This window comes from Neobacillus sp. PS2-9, assembly GCF_030915525.1.
Classification (GTDB): Bacteria; Bacillota; Bacilli; order Bacillales; family Cytobacillaceae; genus Neobacillus.
The window spans coordinates 245,244-261,100 of record NZ_CP133269.1 but is presented as its reverse complement, the minus strand read 5'-3'; the positions used below and the strand labels follow the sequence as shown (position 1 = coordinate 261,100).

Genomic DNA, 15,857 nt, shown 5'->3' with positions numbered 1-15,857 from the left:
TGTCTTTAATATTTACATTATGCGTTCATGTCGGAGACAAATTTTTCCTCTGCAACGAAGATTTCGTCTGCTTCTTTGACGCGTTCGATGTCAGCGCCTAATCCAGCTAGTTTGCCGTGGAAGTCCACGTAACCGCGATCCAAGTGCTTCAACTCCGTCACGCGTGTCACGCCATCTGACACTAAACCAGTTAAGATTAAGGCAGCTGCTGCACGAAGGTCTGTTGCAGATACTTCCGCACCTTGTAAGTTAGAAGGACCATTTAAAATAACCGAACGGCCTTCGATTTTGATATCCGCATTCATGCGACGGAATTCTTCTACGTGCATAAAACGGTTTTCGAATACCGTTTCCGTAATCATAGAAGTACCCTCTGCACGAAGCAATAACGCCATCATTTGGGATTGCATATCTGTTGGGAAGCCTGGATGTGGCATCGTTTTGATGTCAACGGCCTTTAACTTTTCAGGACCGATAACTCGAACGCCATCCATTTCCTCACTGATCTCAACACCCATTTCCTCCATTTTTGCAATAAGAGAAGAAAGATGCTCAGGAACTGCACCCTTTACCAATACATTTCCGCCAGTAATCGCAGCTGCAACCATGAAAGTACCTGCTTCAATACGGTCAGGAATAATGTTATGGTCGGCACCAAATAACACATCGACACCTTCAATACGAAGCGTGCCCGTACCTGCGCCTCTTACTTTAGCGCCCATTTTATTTAAGAAATTAGCCAAATCGACAATCTCTGGTTCTTTTGCGACGTTCTCGATGATGGTTGTACCCTGTGCAAGAGTCGCTGCCATCATGATGTTCTCAGTAGCACCAACACTTGGGAAATCCAAGTAAATCTTTGCTCCCTTTAAGCGGCCTTCAGTCTCCGCTTCGATGAAGCCATTTCCAACCTTCACTGTTGCACCCATGGCTTCAAAGCCTTTTAAGTGCTGGTCGATTGGACGAGATCCGATTGCACAGCCGCCAGGAAGAGCGACTCTGGCACGGCCATTGCGTGCTAACAAAGATCCCATGACTAGAACAGACGCGCGCATTTTTCGAACGTATTCGAATGGCGCCTCTACTTTCAACTCTCTGGATGCATCGACGACAACTGTATTGTTTTCGAATACGACTTCAGCATTTAAGTTGCGTAAAACTTCATTGATTGTATATACATCGGAGAGTGTAGGTACATCACGTATCACACTTTTTCCATCACTTGCTAATAATGTTGCAGCGATAACAGGCAGGACGGCATTTTTTGCGCCTTCTACTTTAACCGTTCCTGTAAGCCTTTGTCCGCCGCGGACGATGATCTTTTCCAAGAGTATTCCCCTCCGCGTCCATTTTCTCTATATTAATATTCAATCGTTATGATTGGTGTGCCAACTACAATGGTAGTCTTACCGCCCAATCGTTCGGAGCGTATGCCAATTTGTAAATTCATGTTATCTCTTTGATTTTCTATGGAGCCAGTAAACATCGGCGAATTCGCCGAAACAGACATGAATGTCTCCTCTTTTAACGCTTCGATCTCTTTTGCATGAAAAACGGACAGTAAATTCTTTACTGTTATGGGTAAAGCCGTATCAATCTTATCACTGAAAACGCCTTTCATACAAGAAAAAATTGTAGGTTTTCCTCGAAATATGTCGGATAGCCTACTTTTAAATTCCTCAGTAGTGAAATAGGCCGCTATCGCCTTATTCCACTCTTTTCCACTGACACTATATACTATATACGCATTAACAGGTTGTTTTGTGTGGGTTGCCATAATTTGAAGCATTTCGCTGTGGTGTTTAGATGTTGGAGATACTGCTGTTACTTCCCATTTTTGGCTGGTATTATTAATTGACCAATCCCAATCGGGAAACTTTTCCTGAAGTTGTTCGGCGTATTCCTTCACGTCCTGCTCACTTTTTATGCCGGTCATTTTTTCTCTTGCATAAAAAGACCATTCATCGAGCAAAATATTTTCGGCTTCTAAAACAGAACCGATTTTTGCCAAATCATCAGCACCATCCGGAATCGCTTGACGTGTAAAAGCACCATTACCATTTGCTTCAGTTGTGTTGTACCCGAAAACAACCAGGATCAAACTTAAAATTGTCATCACAGATAAAAAAAACGAACGATATCTTTTCATCTCTCTACTCCCCCTTACTACCATTGTTACCAGGTAGCGGGTGAGCATACTTGGGAATTGTCGTCACATTTAGACAAGTTCCAAAAACTTAACCTTAACGCCAGCTAAAATTAGACAAGTTCCTAAGGGAGACAACCTTAGCTTTCCACATAAAGATGATTGTACTCAAAATATCGTTAAATGGGAACATGTACGAAGACCTAAATTTTTACCATTTTGTATGTACAGGATTAGTAATTTTGTCATTTCAAACCATTTCTACTAATTATTGAAAATTAATGGAAGTTGTCTGGACCATTGAAGATAATCCAGGAAAAAGTTACTAACAGATGATCCGATGAAAATGGCTAATAATATGAAGAGAAGCCGAGCTTGAAAAACATGGTTAGCCTTAATCAGCTTTTCTAAGCGAATCGACTGCAGTGCCCACCAGGAAATTGCAATAAAAACCAAATGTGACAGGATGCTTACTAACGCCATTTGCCCAAAATCATTTATCATTCTGCTACCCCCTTTTTACACACAAGGATTATTCTATCATATAGACGAAGGAAAGATATAACAGTTTCTATATTTTTCAAAATCACCCTTAAATGTGACGAATTTGTGAAAACTTCTTAACATCTTCATTAAAACATGCAAAAAGCCGCATCGAGAGGTCGACACGGCTTTCAAACTAACGGCTTAAGCTGCCACTTGCATTGAAGTAATACCATTTTCCACTAATCCAAACCCGTCCGGTTACCATCGCCCCAGAACTGTTAAGGTAAAACCATTTTTTATTGTAATACAACCAACCTATTTTCATCGCCCCCGAATTCTCAAGGTAGTACCACTTGCCTCCATCTAATAGCCAGCCTGTCTTCATGGCTCCGCTAGATGTTAAATAGTACCATTTTCCGTTCCACTTAAGCCAGCCTGTGAACATTTTTCCATTCGCACTGAGATAATACCATTTATCCCCTGATTTCAACCAACCTGTCGTCAGATTCCCTGTTGAAGGGTTGATGTAATACCAGTCCCGGTCAGCAAGCAGCCAGCCCTTCGTCGACACCCACGTATCCGTCGAAATCATCATCTCGCCTGTGAAATTCAAATTCCCCTTCGTATAAGAAGAAATCGTCACCTTATACGCTTGACCCGGATTCAAATTCCCAAACAGATAGTTCGAATTGTAAGATGTCACTGGTATGCCGCCATTAATACTTACTTCAACCTTATCCATACTGCTGTCGAGCATTTTCCACGATATACCCACCATTCGATTCGTGTGATAGCTCCTCGTTACTTTCACATTCGAAAAATAAACACTTGCTTGCGCGCCTAACATATCTAGGATGTCACCATTGACACTGCCCTTACCTAGATCCAAATCCATATGTAAAAAAGATACCGCGTTTAAGTCAGGCTTGTTTTTCAAAGGAGTCAGGTCCTTAAAGGCATTGCTGTCCATCGAAACCGTTAGGAGATTCGTCATCCCTGCGAGCGGCGCTAGACTAGCCACTTTATTAAAGTTGAACGACAGCACCTGCAGCTTTGTTAATGAAGAAAGTGGGCTAAGGTCCGTCAGCCGGTTAGTATCAAGGTGTAGTGACTCCATATTCGTCAGCCTTGCTAATGGGCGAACATTTTCTAGCTGATTATCCTTCAGGTATAAGTCAGTTACCTTTGTCAGACCCTGAAGCGGCGTTACATCGGTAATTCTATTATGATCTAGCGCGAGAAATTGAAGGTTCACTGCATATTGCAGTCCTTCCAAACTGCTGATTCCTCTGCCCTGTGCATCCAAACGGGTTAATGAAGCTATATCCGCTTCGGTTAATTCTCTGTCCCTGATGCCGAGCTGTTCCTTAATGACGGCAGCCAAATTGGCATCCGTAATCGGCCCCTCTACTTGTCCACTAGAAAAACCAAGGCTTCTCACCGATGGCTTATTCGTCGTATCGGCCATATGTGTCCGGCTTTGCGGATTTTTTTCGAGCTCATCGAAATTGCTCGGTACTGAAATATAACCAATCGAGTAGTGCTTAGAAGCTGGCGACCAATCCCTATATGCGGCTGTAGCTTCTTTGATTCGAGGAAGATTAGCAGTCACTAACCTCGGTGCTTCCGAACTGCCTGGTACGGTTGAAAACTGAACATTTTTTACAAAAAAGCGGACGTCGCGGATTTTATGTTCATTATATAAATCGTTTAACGCCCTCCCCATTACTGCATGATCCGGATGCCAGTCCATATAGGACATGGACCGATGCATCGCATGCGGGTAGTTCTTCTCAAAGGTTTCAATTGTTTGTCTTGCTTGGTTATAGGAAAGCTGTCCATCGGTAAAATTCATCAGATGGATATTTTCAGCCTTCACTCCTAACGCTACTAACGAACGCATGAATTCGTCTGTTCGCGCGTTGATAAAATCTTCTTTTGTGATTGTTGGGAAATTTTCCTTCGTCAGCTTTTTGTTCACATCAATGAGTGCCCCGGTGGCACCACCACCGTCGGTCATCAGTACCACATGTACCTCGTAGCCTTTGGCCACACTTGTTGCAATTGACATCCCCATGCTGAGCAGTTCATCGTCCTGGTGCGGGGAGTAATAGATGGCAACAGGCTTTGAGGTCTGCGTCTCGGCTGAAGCAGTCTGTTGAAAAATCTGAAAGGACGTAAATAATAGAAGAATCGTAAATAAAGTACGGAATTTGTTCATGTTGTCTCCCTGCTTACCCATGTATTCTAGTAATCTATCTTTTGCGTTATGTATATCGCATTCCATTATACTCCTTATTATGGATAATAGATTACATTTTTTACAAAAATTTAGTTATTTGTTCTAGCAGTGCAGGGTAATTAGTAGTAGTTTGATGGTAAAAAATGGGGGTTTGTGGACTGAATGGCGAAGTTGGCGGAATCCTACGTAGATTCGGCGGAATACCTCCTAAAGTTGGCGGAATAAACCGTAAATCCGGCGGAATTCCATACAAAGTCGGCGGAATCTCACCTCATCACAAGCAAGTTTCCCCAAAAAAACAAACTAACTGCCTAAATTCCGTTCGCACTTCTCTTAACGGGATTTAGGCAGCTAGTTTGGGTGTGTATCTTTTAATTTACGCTTCATTCCATACTCGATAAAGGTTTAATGGGACGTACACTCGGTCGCCCTGAATCTCTCGGTGGATAATAGGAGTCTCAAAATGTTGCTCCAGGTTGCGGTCTGACCGTATTTTATGACGTGCTCGCTCACTGGCTCCTACTAATTTCTCCAAACTTAAATTTGAAAATTTCATCTCGTTCCTCTCCTTTTTTTTAATAAAATTGAATCGATAGGAAACAAAAGACCCACACTTTTGCTTCCTATCAAGTTTTGACTTCATGCTGATTTTGTTGCTACAACGACCACTCGGCCATGATCCATTTCTTCCTCAAAGCGCTCAGCTTCTGCTTGCGACAAGCCTAATGACTCCAGCTTCGAGCGCAACTCATCTCCTCGTGAGCGAAACACATTGGCCATACTATCAAACAAGCCTTGTTCGGCGACACCAACATCGGTAAGATCCAGATTATCCGCTAGGTTCTCAGAGCGATTTTTATCGTGTGCCAATAAATAAATCTCATCCTTCGTATAACCCTGCGTCATCAACTGTTCAATTTCCTTCTTCGCTTGTACACCATTTTCAACGACTTTCACTGTTTCCATTGTTGTTTCCTCCTTGTGATTTGATGTAGCTGCCTTTTTCATTAGCAGCTTGTCGTTCTACATGTTATATAACCGCTCCTGAAAAATTAAAACCTATTAATTTTAAGGTTTTGTAAATTTGTCTGTTGATTTCCGCTCCAGGTGCTTCGCTTTCCGTGGGTGTTTCGGCGAGCCTCCTCGGAGAAAAGCGCCTGCAGGGTCTCCCCTGAACCATACTCCCACAGGAGTCTTCGCACCTTCCGCTCCAATCAACAGAGTATAAAAATCAACAATGTTCTTTAACATAACCAATTTTAAAAATTTTGAAGGGTTAAAAATGAATTCACTGTGGGTATATAGGAAGTAGATTTTTACAGACGAGCTAAAAGCTGCAATTATTATGGAGGTGTATGAAGGATGAGGAAACTTTTATGCAAAAACTGTGGAAACGCTGAATTTTACGTCATTAATATGCACGAAACATTGTGTAAGTGTGGTTGCCGATTATCGAAGCTCAGCGATTATCGCTGGGAGGAATCAAAGAAATGGAAAGAAGTCTATCTTGAAGAACAGAAAAGGCAAACCGAATTGATCTTTAAGATTAGTTTATTAAAAAGGAAAATCGACACCTGTCTGGATGTAGGAGACAAAGAGGGCTTCAAAAAGCTTACCTCAGAACTAAAAGCCTGCCAAACCGCGTTAAAAACAGGAACGCCAAACCCAAAAGCACGATTGCGCGAGAGGGTGCAGCATAATAGAGATATTGTTTAAATGAAAAAAATCGAAAATTGTTGGTTTAAGGTCCGCTAAGGCGGGTATTTAATAAGCAGAGTTACTTACTTGAAAAAAAGAAAGGAGAGAAATAACATGGGATTTATTTGGGCATTAATTATCGGAGGAATTATTGGCTGGTTAGCCGGACTTATTTTGGGGCGTGACTTGCCAGGTGGTATCATTGGAAATATTATCGCAGGGTTCATTGGAGCATGGTTGGGATCCTTCCTACTAGGAAGTTGGGGTCCAGAAGTCGGAGGCTTCTTTATCATCCCGGCTCTGATTGGTGCAATTGTCCTTGTATTTATTGTAAGCTTTATTTTAAAAAGCATGAAACGCACTGCGTAATCTAATCATTATCGGTTCAAACAACAACATCCCCCCTACCTATATAAATATAAAGAGACTGCAAACTAGTTGCAGTCTCTCTTTTTGTTTCCACCGTCGTTAAGCAGTTTTCTTATGTTTTACAGTACCCTTGTTCATTTTTCTGAAGTAAGGTACAACCCAACGGTCTAAACCGATTTTACCAGCGTTGTAGCCAGCTGTTAAGATAATGAAGCCAAGGAAGATGTCTCTAGGGTTGTGAGATACAGTGCCAGCTAAGAAGAAGCTGAAGTTCATGACGAGACCAAAGAACATAGCGGCAGTTGTTAAGCATCCAAGGATTAAGCCTAAACCAATTAATGTTTCGCCCCAGGGAACAAGAACGTTGAAGACATCGACGTTTGGAAGAGCAAAGTGTTTCAAGAAGTCAACGTACCAGCCAAAAACGACTGCGCCATCTGGACCTTTTACCGGGTTAGCAATGGCTCCTTTTAAGAATCCAGCAGCGTCAAATCCGCCAGTTAATTTATGGAATCCTGCAGTAAACCAAGAGTAACCGAGGTATAAACGTAAGACTGTTAAGATAACAGATGCAATTTTGTTTTCTCTTAAAAATTTGTTAAACATAAATGATTCCTTCTTTCATTTTTTGTTTTGTTCTTTATAGTTACAATATATTACTTTTTGCTTAAATAACATGGATATAGTGATAAGTTCACAGTTTGTTAGAAATGTTATGACAAAGATATGAACGAACTGATTTGTTCGCTATAAAACTATGGTTTTTATAACATGCCTGTTGATTTCCGTTCCAGGCGCGAGCGGTTCGTGGGCGTTTCGGCGAGCCTCCTCGGCGAAAAGCGCCTGCGGGGTCTCCCCTGAACCGTACTCCCACAGGAGTCTTCGCGCCTTCCACTCCAATCAACAGAATATAAAAATCAAAAATGTTCTTTAACACAACCTTACAAAAAAAACGCACCTACCGGAGGTGCGTTCGTTCGTTTCCGCTTATCGTTTTTTCTTTTTAGAAGGATCGAGGGCTGCTTGTTTATTTTTATTTACCTTTTCTAAGACCACTTGCACATGGACATTTTTCTCATCCACATTGGTTACTTTAGCAACCGTCCCTTTTAGCCCCTTAATCTTGATGGCTTCTCCTTCTTCCGGCACAGTCCTGAGCAGCTGCGTTAATAATACATTTTTGTTTTCTAAAAAATGAACAGCAAACATGATCGAATCACCTATTTTCATATGGTATGGTTAGAATTCCTTCTACCTAAAAATATTAGATTCGAGTGAAATTTAGACCTCCATCCAAAAGTTTGACTTACAACACCCCCGAAAACAGCCTGGCGAAGCTTTCTTTGAATTTGACCACTGGTTTCCTTTTGTAAAATTCAACAGCGCGAATGCGGCGGCAGTCGTTAAGGTCATCTTGGAAATGGTCAACCAGTTCGGCAATTGAGTCTGTTCCTGATAAAAACAAATTGACTTCGAAATTCAAATGAAAGCTGCGCATATCGAAGTTGGCGGTTCCAATCGAGGCCAGGTCTCCATCGACAATAAGGACCTTTTTATGAAGAAAGCCCTTTTGGTAGGAATAGATTTCTATTCCTGCACGCAGCAGTTCTGGAAAATAGGATTGCGTTGCATACTGGGTAAGAAACCCATCATTCGTTTCAGGTACCATTAAGCGTACCTGGATACCTTTCCTGGCGGCAATCCGAAGAGCCGTTTGGATGGACGGGCTCGGAATAAAGTAGGGGGTGGCGATCCAAATGGATTCTTTGGCCGAGGAAATCATTGCGTAATAGTGATCACTCATATCACGTGTTTCGGGACCAGTTGCGACAACGTGCACTAATCCATCACCGTCCACCAGTTTCGGTTCCAAATAGCGTTCATTTTTAAAAAAATTCTCACCTGAGGCATAGAGCCAATCTAGCAAAAAGACGGCATGTAATGTTTGTACGGCTTCCCCTTCTAGCATGAGGTGGGTGTCGCACCAAAAGCCAAAGTGGTCGTCCTCGCCCAGGTACTCAACCCCGACGTTTAAGCCGCCGACAAAGCCGATTTTTCCATCGATGACGATGATTTTGCGGTGATTTCGAAAGTTGAATTTTTGATTGATGAATCCTGCTTGGATTGGTAAAAAGGGGTGAGTCTGAATGCCAGCCTCCTCCATGATTTTCAGGTCGGCTGTGGAAAGGGAGAAGCTGCCGACTGCATCGTACATGAGACGGACTTCTACACCGGCCCTGACCTTTTCTGTAAGGATGTCAATGAGCTCTTTCCCCAGGCGGTCATAGCGGAAAATATAGTATTCGATATGGATAAAGTCCGTTGCTTGCTGAAGTCGGCGTTTAATTTCCTCGAAGGTTTCATCTCCGTTTTTCAATACTTTCGTTCTTGTATTCTGATTCCAGTTGGTTAAGGTTACCCGCTCCAAATAGTTTGCAAATTCACGCTGGTGCTCATTCAGCCCGGACATCGTCAGTGTTGCGGCCCCACCACTAGCCATCCCCCATTTCTGTTTGTTCAGCTCCTCAAACATTTCCCGGTCGAGGCTACGTTTCCTTTTAAACAGCTCGCCTTTATGTACCAGTTGGCCGGAATAGACGTAGAAGATGTAGCCCAGTATTGGCAGGAACACTAATATATACATCCATAGCAAGGTGTTTTGGGCTGGGCGGTTTTCGAGCCACAGTGAGACCACTGTATTTACAATCATGATGGTGTAAAACGTGAGGCAGAGCGCTTTCCAGTGAAAGGGGACGTCAGTGCACAACGCCACGTAGCCAAAAATCATCATCATGAGGACATAAACAAATTCGACCCTGAGTTTTTTCATATGCGTTTCTCCCTGCATCTTTTTATCTATGAAATACCCGTTCTACAGGAAAGCGAAACAAAAAAGCCGCCCACACTATTAAAATAGCTGGCCGACTAAAAAGGTGGCGTCATCTTTTCGCTTAGTCATATGCAGTTTTAAATGGTTGGACATATCTTCAATCGATTGGAATCGGGTTAGCTCCTGTTTAATCGAAGGTAGATGAAGTCCATCCGTATGCATCATAAATTTGGAGTTTTCTTCATAGGGAAAGGTATCAATTCGATAGGTTTGCGGCTTTCCTGATAAAAAGCCAGTAACAGGAATGGGATAAATATAGAGTCCTGAAGGAAGATAGAATACAAATTGAATGTTACCCACGGAGCAGTAGGTGACTTCCTTCCGTTGAAAATGGGCCTTTAAAACCGAAACGGTGGCGCCTCTCTTCAATTTCAGTGCTTGATTACAATAGTCCATCAGCACCTCGACTTCTTCATGATGGTGCTGCTCAATCACTTTCCTTACAGCATCCGATGACTGATTCGCGTACAGCCCGCTCCCTAGACCGTCAGCCACCGAACAGATAAAGTACTCGTCCGTTGCCTTCATGAAAAAACTATCACCATTAAAGCTATTTCCTTCTTTTTGAATTTGAAAGGCACGTGCTTGAACATATGCGTTGGCTTCATGATCAAGCATGAGTAACTCCTGAATAGGCATCCTTAACTAGTGCCTTTCGTAATTTTTCAATCGCCTTTTTTTGCAGACGTGATACATGCATTTGTGATATACCCAAAAACTCACCTGTTTCCTTTTGACTCTTATTTTCGATGTAGGTCCAGTGAATAATTTCTCTTTCTCGGTCCGATAACACATGGAGGACACTTTCAAGCATCATGCGTTGGTCCACTTTTTCAAAACCTTCGTCCTTCGATCCCATCACATCGAGCGCCGTAACCGTACTTCCCTCAGATCCGGTTTCGATTGGTTGGTCAACAGAAACGGATTGATAGCTTTTCCCCATTTCCATTGCTTCTAGCACTTCTTCTTCACTCACATTCAAATAATCGGCAATTTCTGGGATTTTCGGTGAGCGTTGATACAGATTGGTCAGCTCGTCCACTACAGTTTTAAGCTTCGGCCATAATTCCTTTACGCGTCTCGGCACATGGACACTCCATGTTTTATCCCGTAAGAATCGCTTGATTTCTCCAATAACTGTTGGGATTAAAAACGATTCAAATGACCGTCCAACATCTGGTTCGTAGCGCTTAATCGCTCCTAATAACCCAATCATCCCTACCTGCATGATATCCTCATGAAAGTCTCTGCCCTTTGAAAATTTATTGGCAAGACTCCCGACAAGAGCGGTATAATTCTCCACGAGGATTTGCTGCACCTCTGGAGAGCCTGTCTGCTGCACCTCGAGAATGAGGGCATCAATTTCTTCCTTAGTTCGCTTCACGGTTTGAGATGGTTTGGTCATGATTTTCACGCTCCCCACTTACATTCTTCACCATGAAGACCGTTACCCCAGACTGATTCGATACACGGACCTCGTCCATGAGCGTTTCTATCAAAAATAGACCTAACCCTCCTTCTGCCAAATCGTCCACTGTACTTGATTTTGTGTAAGGGCCTAGTTCTTTTTTCGTTTGGATAAAATTAAAGCTTTGTCCGTAATCGGCAACCATCATTTCTAATTTATCCGGGTAAATCCCAAAGCCGACGATGATTTCCCCACCTTCATCATTTCGGTAGGCATGCTGTACAGCATTCGTTGTTGCCTCACTAATGGCAATTTTTATATCCTCGATCTCCTCGTATGTAAATCCCATACGGCTCGCGATGCCTGATAACGTTAATCGGATTACCCCCACATAATCGGGTTTCGCTGGAATCTTCATTTCGATATAATCCATCACTTGGTTCATACTCCCCCACCTTTTCATATGCAAATAATTTTTGCCGTGTTTTTTTACTATCGTCCCGTTCTAATTGGTAGCAATGGTAATAATATTGCTTAAACCGGTAATTTCAAACAACCGTTTCAGTCGGTCAGAAAGGTCAACCAGTTTCAATTCGCCTTCATTTTTCTTCAGCTGTTTGAAAAGGCCCACAAATACACCTAGGCCTGTACTATCTAAATAAGACACATCCTTCAGACTGATGACAATCGATTGATTTTTCCCTTCTGCTAGAGGTAAAAGCTCATCCCTCAGTTGCGGTGCTGTAAAGGCATCAATTTCGCCTGCAATCTTTACGACTGTATCCACATTATTATGATATTTATCTATTAGTAGATTCATTTTCTGATCACCTCAGGATTATTTATTTTTTTACATACCCGCTTCAACAAAAGTCTAAACCTTTCTTTTTAAAATAATTAAAGTAAAATCGTCACGTATTTCAAAATTCTGAATTCTCTCGAGGTCACGATAGATATTTTCCACCATTTCTTGTGCAGGCAGATGCTGATATTTACGAATAAAATCCGTGATGACAGACCGTTCGATAAAGCCCTCTTCTGTTCTTGATTCAGTGACACCATCTGATAATAAAACAATCATATCGCCAGGCTCGACTTTTTTCTCATATTGATGATAGCTGGCATTCGGGTCCACTCCGAGGACGAGACCTTTTGCGAGGATGTCCCAAAATGTATCCTTGGACGATTGATAATAAAAACCTGGTTCATGACCGGCTGATGCATATGTAAAGGTATGTTCATGTGAATCATAGATACCATATAGCATGGTAATAAACATACTTGAATCGACATTGTTTTCTACGACTCTATTTAAATTTTCGAGCACATGTTGTGGATGGACACGTGACTCTAGCAGACTGTCCATCGCATATTTAATCATCGACATGCACAGAGCAGCAGGGATGCCTTTGCCAATGACATCAGCGACCGCAATACTGATTAACTGCTTGTCTTGAACAAATCGATAATAATCACCATTCATTTGCTTGGCAGGAATACTGATAGCGCCAATATCTAACACATCTATTTGGGGAATTTTCGTTTCTAAAAGGTTATCTTGAACGCTCGCAGCAATCTCAATTTCCGATCTGATTTCAAGCTGCTGGTCACGGAGGCTTTGATGTTCCTGGTAGGCTAAACCATAGTCCATCATTACCTCTAATAGAAAGTCGCAGGAAGCGAACACTTCTTGCGGGAGGTCGGGGAAAAGCTCCTTCAATGCCGTACAATGCACATTGATAATTTCTTCAGGGGAGATTTGGTGTTCCATTGCTTTTCGACTAAACTTTTGTCCTTGATATAGTGCTGCTTCGGTTGATTCTTTCAGATAGCTGTATAGTATGCTGCGATATTTTGATTGAAACATATCTTTGAAATCCATTTCTTCACACCCTCCTAGCGAAGCCATTTCACCACCTGAATGCTCGTTCCTTCTCCCACCTTAGAAGTAATGCTGAACTCATCCATTAATCGTTTCACCCCTGGTAATCCTGCCCCTAAGCCACCCGATGTGGTAAATCCATCTTCCATTACTTTTCTTATATCATGAATGCCTGGACCTTTGTCCGAAGCAATAACCTTTAAGCCGCATTTTCCTAATTCATACATGCGGTCAATTTCGATTTCGCCTGTTCCAGCGTACAGATAAATATTGCGGGCCAGTTCCGAAATCGCTGTTGTGATCCTTGCTTGGTCAACCGAACCGAATCCAAGCTCCTTTGCAACGTTTCTCCCAAGCTGACGCGCTGCAACGATATCCCATTCAGTTATGATTTTCACACAGGATTCGTTATCCATGCTTTACTCCCCCAACTCCCGCTGTAGTGTTTCCAACCCTTTTTCTAAATCTAGTGCTGTTCTCACATCTTGAAGGTGTATCCCTAGTTCTACTAGTGTGATCGCTACAGCTGGCTGGATACCCGTCAACACCACTTTTGCGCCCATTAGATGGGACATACTGACCACATCGCCAAGCACCTTGGCAATAAAGGAATCTATCACGTCCACAGAGGTCAAATCAATGACGACACCGCCCACTCCTGTTTCATGAATCTTGGAAAGGAGATCTTCCTGAAATTGTAAAGCGGTTTGGTCATCTAGCTCCCATTGAATTGAGATGAGCAGGCAGTTATATAACTTTAAAATTGGTATTCTACCATTCATTGCTTATTCCCCCACTGAGACGATTTTCCGATTTGTCATTTCCAATGCAGCGGCAACCCCTTTTTGCAGGCTGTTTTTCGTAACGACCTGATTAAGGTTAATCCCTAAGTTAACGATGGTTTGTGCTATCTCCGGTCGAATGCCGACGATTAAACACTTAGCCCCCACCAATCGTACCGCTTCTGACGCTTGAATAATATGATGGGCCACCATCGTATCTACTACAGGCACACCCGTAATATCTATTAACACCACTTGTGCATGATGCTTCACGACACCCTGCAGTAAATTTTCCATGATCCGCTTTGCTCTATCGGTATCGATTGTGCCGACCAATGGCATAACGGTGATATTGTCAAAAATCGGAATTAGCGGCGCTGACAATTCCTGAAGAGCAATTTTTTGCAAAGAAACCGTCCTTTGCCAGGACGATGCATAGTGATTGAGCACTTCTTTGTTAATCGGCGTTACCCACTTATCATAGGCCCAGCCGAATTCAATCTGTTCCTTTTCTGAAGACTCTCCCACCATGTGAAAAAACATAATTTTGGAAAACTCCATTAAGCTGTCCATAATAAAGTTTAGATTCCAGCCTAATTGGACCAATTTTTGCGCGAAATCTCTCATTTTGTTCTTCGCTTGGTTGTCCTGATTAATTAAATCATGAACTAATATATTAATATATTCATCGCCAATATTCGTATAGACTTGGTCGGTTATGACAGTTGAAAGTTTCTGCTCATCCATCGAGCTCATTTTTTCTACCCACTCTTGTAAAAGCTGTCCCCTGTTCGCTTGAATAAACTCAATCATTCGAGTTGCGTTTTCCATCTTACCTCTCCCATCCTACCTTTTTTCCTATTATTTCTAGTTACTATTATACCAATATACTCTATACAAAAAAATCACCATAATGGACTAGACCAAAAGTACTAGTTCTTGGTCATTTATTGTCCCTCACTTGAAAAAGGAGCCTCGTTTTTTCCCTTTTAATAGATCTCCTGTCCAGCCTTTGATCTTTAAATACGCATAGAGAAGGATGGTGGAGATGACGATGAGAATGATCGATAATGGATAGCCAAAGCTCCATTCAAGTTCGGGCATATGCTTGAAGTTCATACCCCACAAGGCCCCGAAAGCCATAATCGGGGTAAACACAGTGGTGATTACGGTTAGCGTTTTCGTGATTTCATTTCCCCGATGCGAGGAGATGACTTCCTCTAAATTGATAATGGAATCTAGTTCATGTTCGTATTCCTGGAGAAGGGTCAGCGCACGTTCAATCCGTTTGCAGGTCATTGGGAAAATTTTCCCCTCGCAGGGTTCATGAAGATTCACTTCTTCGATTGCCATCTTTAGCTCTTTGACCGGAATGAGGAGACTCTTCCACACTAATAGTTCGTGCCTGCGCAAATAAACGAGCTCGAGAATGCTCGTTTCATTTCGTTTGCGGATGCTCCAGATCAGGGTTTTTAGGTCCTCTTCAAACCGGTCAATTTCAACCAGCCATGCATTCATCCATTCTGCGATGAACAGCATGAAGCCTTCGACGGCATTGGTACTTTGGCTGATTTGACTTTGGAGGAGCTGGAGATCGATGTGTTTCAGGGTGCCCCAATCAAGGTCGATCGTTACCCATTGATCGGTGGTGACATAGAAATGAAAGAATTTGACATCATGTTCCTCTTCGAAGCTTTGTTTATAGATGAGTGTGCCTTTGACTACTTTTTTTCCATCAGGGGTGATGGATACCCTGAGGCAGTTGGTTTTGTTGTTTTGAATTTGTTGCAGCCAATCGATGCTGCTTTCATGCTCAAGGATGGGGGTGAGTTGCTCAATTTCCTTTTGTTTCGCCTGAACCCAGGTCCAGTTGGTTGGTGTACGGTAGGTGATCATGGCGGTCTCCTTTTTTTATGTTTAAAGTTCCCTGTTTGGTCGGAATTGAAACTTTTAT

The 15,857-nt window shown here is 42.4% G+C and carries 20 protein-coding genes; 2 read left to right on the top strand and 18 right to left on the bottom strand.

All coding sequences use genetic code 11. The features are described from left to right. Positions 1-17: 17 nt before the first annotated feature. The 6 genes from murA to RCG25_RS01250 form a co-directional block, all read right to left on the bottom strand. Entirely contained in the window at positions 18-1,328 is a 1,311-nt protein-coding gene (murA, locus tag RCG25_RS01275) for a UDP-N-acetylglucosamine 1-carboxyvinyltransferase (RefSeq protein ID WP_308081881.1), read from the bottom strand. A gap of 32 nt (positions 1,329-1,360) precedes the next feature. Next, positions 1,361-2,149, bottom strand: a complete 789-nt coding sequence (locus RCG25_RS01270) for a YwmB family TATA-box binding protein (protein WP_308081880.1) — start codon at positions 2,147-2,149, stop codon at positions 1,361-1,363. Positions 2,150-2,410: 261 nt separating this feature from the next. Next, positions 2,411-2,650, bottom strand: coding sequence for a DUF1146 family protein (locus tag RCG25_RS01265; protein ID WP_308081878.1), 240 nt, complete (start codon positions 2,648-2,650; stop codon positions 2,411-2,413). A gap of 175 nt (positions 2,651-2,825) precedes the next feature. Continuing rightward, complete coding sequence (locus RCG25_RS01260) at positions 2,826-4,853, bottom strand: leucine-rich repeat domain-containing protein (protein WP_308081877.1); 2,028 nt, start codon at positions 4,851-4,853, stop codon at positions 2,826-2,828. Positions 4,854-5,250: 397 nt separating this feature from the next. Beyond that, on the bottom strand, positions 5,251-5,430 hold the full coding sequence (locus RCG25_RS01255; protein ID WP_308081876.1) for a hypothetical protein: 180 nt from the start codon (positions 5,428-5,430) through the stop codon (positions 5,251-5,253). An 83-nt stretch (positions 5,431-5,513) separates the two neighbouring features. Then, the gene (locus RCG25_RS01250) at positions 5,514-5,840 is read right to left on the bottom strand and encodes a YflT domain-containing protein (protein WP_308081875.1); all 327 of its coding nucleotides are present in this window, start codon (positions 5,838-5,840) and stop codon (positions 5,514-5,516) included. A gap of 396 nt (positions 5,841-6,236) precedes the next feature. On the opposite strand from RCG25_RS01250, the gene RCG25_RS01245 reads away from it, so the two are divergent. Both RCG25_RS01245 and RCG25_RS01240 read left to right on the top strand, forming a co-directional pair. Continuing rightward, positions 6,237-6,590 (top strand): IDEAL domain-containing protein, encoded by a 354-nt coding sequence (locus RCG25_RS01245; RefSeq protein WP_308081874.1) that lies wholly within the window; start codon positions 6,237-6,239, stop codon positions 6,588-6,590. Positions 6,591-6,686: 96 nt separating this feature from the next. Next, a complete protein-coding gene (locus RCG25_RS01240; protein WP_308081873.1) occupies positions 6,687-6,941 on the top strand; it encodes a GlsB/YeaQ/YmgE family stress response membrane protein in 255 nt (84 codons plus the stop codon). Between the two features lie 99 nt (positions 6,942-7,040). On the opposite strand, the gene RCG25_RS01235 is transcribed toward RCG25_RS01240, so the two are convergent. From RCG25_RS01235 to RCG25_RS01180, 12 genes are all read right to left on the bottom strand, one after another. After that, positions 7,041-7,547, bottom strand: coding sequence for a DoxX family protein (locus RCG25_RS01235; protein WP_308081872.1), 507 nt, complete (start codon positions 7,545-7,547; stop codon positions 7,041-7,043). A gap of 381 nt (positions 7,548-7,928) precedes the next feature. Beyond that, positions 7,929-8,150, bottom strand: a complete 222-nt coding sequence (locus RCG25_RS01230; protein WP_308081871.1) for a hypothetical protein — start codon at positions 8,148-8,150, stop codon at positions 7,929-7,931. Positions 8,151-8,247: 97 nt separating this feature from the next. Next, on the bottom strand, positions 8,248-9,771 hold the full coding sequence (gene cls / locus RCG25_RS01225) for a cardiolipin synthase (RefSeq protein WP_308081870.1): 1,524 nt from the start codon (positions 9,769-9,771) through the stop codon (positions 8,248-8,250). A 78-nt stretch (positions 9,772-9,849) separates the two neighbouring features. Next, a complete protein-coding gene (locus RCG25_RS01220; RefSeq protein WP_308081869.1) occupies positions 9,850-10,449 on the bottom strand; it encodes a PP2C family serine/threonine-protein phosphatase in 600 nt (199 codons plus the stop codon). After that, positions 10,442-11,236, bottom strand: coding sequence for an RNA polymerase sigma factor SigB (sigB, locus tag RCG25_RS01215; protein WP_308081867.1), 795 nt, complete (start codon positions 11,234-11,236; stop codon positions 10,442-10,444). Before sigB ends, RCG25_RS01220 begins: the two co-directional genes overlap by 8 nt. Further along, positions 11,202-11,684, bottom strand: a complete 483-nt coding sequence (gene rsbW, locus RCG25_RS01210; protein WP_308081866.1) for an anti-sigma B factor RsbW — start codon at positions 11,682-11,684, stop codon at positions 11,202-11,204. The genes sigB and rsbW overlap by 35 nt, the downstream gene beginning before the upstream one ends. Positions 11,685-11,744: 60 nt before the next feature. Then, entirely contained in the window at positions 11,745-12,059 is a 315-nt protein-coding gene (locus RCG25_RS01205) for an anti-sigma factor antagonist (RefSeq protein ID WP_308081864.1), read from the bottom strand. Positions 12,060-12,113: 54 nt separating this feature from the next. Beyond that, positions 12,114-13,121 carry a PP2C family protein-serine/threonine phosphatase gene (locus RCG25_RS01200; protein ID WP_308081862.1) on the bottom strand — a complete coding sequence of 336 codons (1,008 nt, stop codon included), beginning with the start codon at positions 13,119-13,121 and terminating at the stop codon, positions 12,114-12,116. Positions 13,122-13,135: 14 nt separating this feature from the next. Beyond that, on the bottom strand, positions 13,136-13,537 hold the full coding sequence (locus RCG25_RS01195) for an anti-sigma regulatory factor (protein ID WP_308081861.1): 402 nt from the start codon (positions 13,535-13,537) through the stop codon (positions 13,136-13,138). Positions 13,538-13,540: 3 nt separating this feature from the next. Then, the gene (locus RCG25_RS01190) at positions 13,541-13,903 is read right to left on the bottom strand and encodes an STAS domain-containing protein (RefSeq protein ID WP_308081860.1); all 363 of its coding nucleotides are present in this window, start codon (positions 13,901-13,903) and stop codon (positions 13,541-13,543) included. Positions 13,904-13,906: 3 nt separating this feature from the next. After that, positions 13,907-14,734 (bottom strand): STAS domain-containing protein, encoded by an 828-nt coding sequence (locus RCG25_RS01185; protein WP_308081859.1) that lies wholly within the window; start codon positions 14,732-14,734, stop codon positions 13,907-13,909. 126 nt (positions 14,735-14,860) lie between these two features. After that, positions 14,861-15,799 (bottom strand): magnesium transporter CorA family protein, encoded by a 939-nt coding sequence (locus RCG25_RS01180; protein WP_308081858.1) that lies wholly within the window; start codon positions 15,797-15,799, stop codon positions 14,861-14,863. Between the last annotated feature and the right edge of the window lie 58 nt (positions 15,800-15,857).

What these genes read in the sequence shown, in the direction of transcription:
- RCG25_RS01270 (WP_308081880.1), bottom strand. Translation starts at nt 2,149, where the DNA reads ATGAAAAGATATCGTTCGTTTTTTTTATCTGTGATGACAATTTTAAGT.
- RCG25_RS01265 (WP_308081878.1), bottom strand. Translation starts at nt 2,650, where the DNA reads ATGATAAATGATTTTGGGCAAATGGCGTTAGTAAGCATCCTGTCACAT.
- RCG25_RS01260 (WP_308081877.1), bottom strand. Translation starts at nt 4,853, where the DNA reads ATGAACAAATTCCGTACTTTATTTACGATTCTTCTATTATTTACGTCC.
- RCG25_RS01255 (WP_308081876.1), bottom strand. Translation starts at nt 5,430, where the DNA reads ATGAAATTTTCAAATTTAAGTTTGGAGAAATTAGTAGGAGCCAGTGAG.
- RCG25_RS01250 (WP_308081875.1), bottom strand. Translation starts at nt 5,840, where the DNA reads ATGGAAACAGTGAAAGTCGTTGAAAATGGTGTACAAGCGAAGAAGGAA.
- RCG25_RS01245 (WP_308081874.1), top strand. Translation starts at nt 6,237, where the DNA reads ATGAGGAAACTTTTATGCAAAAACTGTGGAAACGCTGAATTTTACGTC.
- RCG25_RS01240 (WP_308081873.1), top strand. Translation starts at nt 6,687, where the DNA reads ATGGGATTTATTTGGGCATTAATTATCGGAGGAATTATTGGCTGGTTA.
- RCG25_RS01235 (WP_308081872.1), bottom strand. Translation starts at nt 7,547, where the DNA reads ATGTTTAACAAATTTTTAAGAGAAAACAAAATTGCATCTGTTATCTTA.
- RCG25_RS01230 (WP_308081871.1), bottom strand. Translation starts at nt 8,150, where the DNA reads ATGTTTGCTGTTCATTTTTTAGAAAACAAAAATGTATTATTAACGCAG.
- cls (WP_308081870.1), bottom strand. Translation starts at nt 9,771, where the DNA reads ATGAAAAAACTCAGGGTCGAATTTGTTTATGTCCTCATGATGATGATT.
- RCG25_RS01220 (WP_308081869.1), bottom strand. Translation starts at nt 10,449, where the DNA reads ATGCTTGATCATGAAGCCAACGCATATGTTCAAGCACGTGCCTTTCAA.
- sigB (WP_308081867.1), bottom strand. Translation starts at nt 11,236, where the DNA reads ATGACCAAACCATCTCAAACCGTGAAGCGAACTAAGGAAGAAATTGAT.
- rsbW (WP_308081866.1), bottom strand. Translation starts at nt 11,684, where the DNA reads ATGAACCAAGTGATGGATTATATCGAAATGAAGATTCCAGCGAAACCC.
- RCG25_RS01205 (WP_308081864.1), bottom strand. Translation starts at nt 12,059, where the DNA reads ATGAATCTACTAATAGATAAATATCATAATAATGTGGATACAGTCGTA.
- RCG25_RS01200 (WP_308081862.1), bottom strand. Translation starts at nt 13,121, where the DNA reads ATGGATTTCAAAGATATGTTTCAATCAAAATATCGCAGCATACTATAC.
- RCG25_RS01195 (WP_308081861.1), bottom strand. Translation starts at nt 13,537, where the DNA reads ATGGATAACGAATCCTGTGTGAAAATCATAACTGAATGGGATATCGTT.
- RCG25_RS01190 (WP_308081860.1), bottom strand. Translation starts at nt 13,903, where the DNA reads ATGAATGGTAGAATACCAATTTTAAAGTTATATAACTGCCTGCTCATC.
- RCG25_RS01185 (WP_308081859.1), bottom strand. Translation starts at nt 14,734, where the DNA reads ATGGAAAACGCAACTCGAATGATTGAGTTTATTCAAGCGAACAGGGGA.
- RCG25_RS01180 (WP_308081858.1), bottom strand. Translation starts at nt 15,799, where the DNA reads ATGATCACCTACCGTACACCAACCAACTGGACCTGGGTTCAGGCGAAA.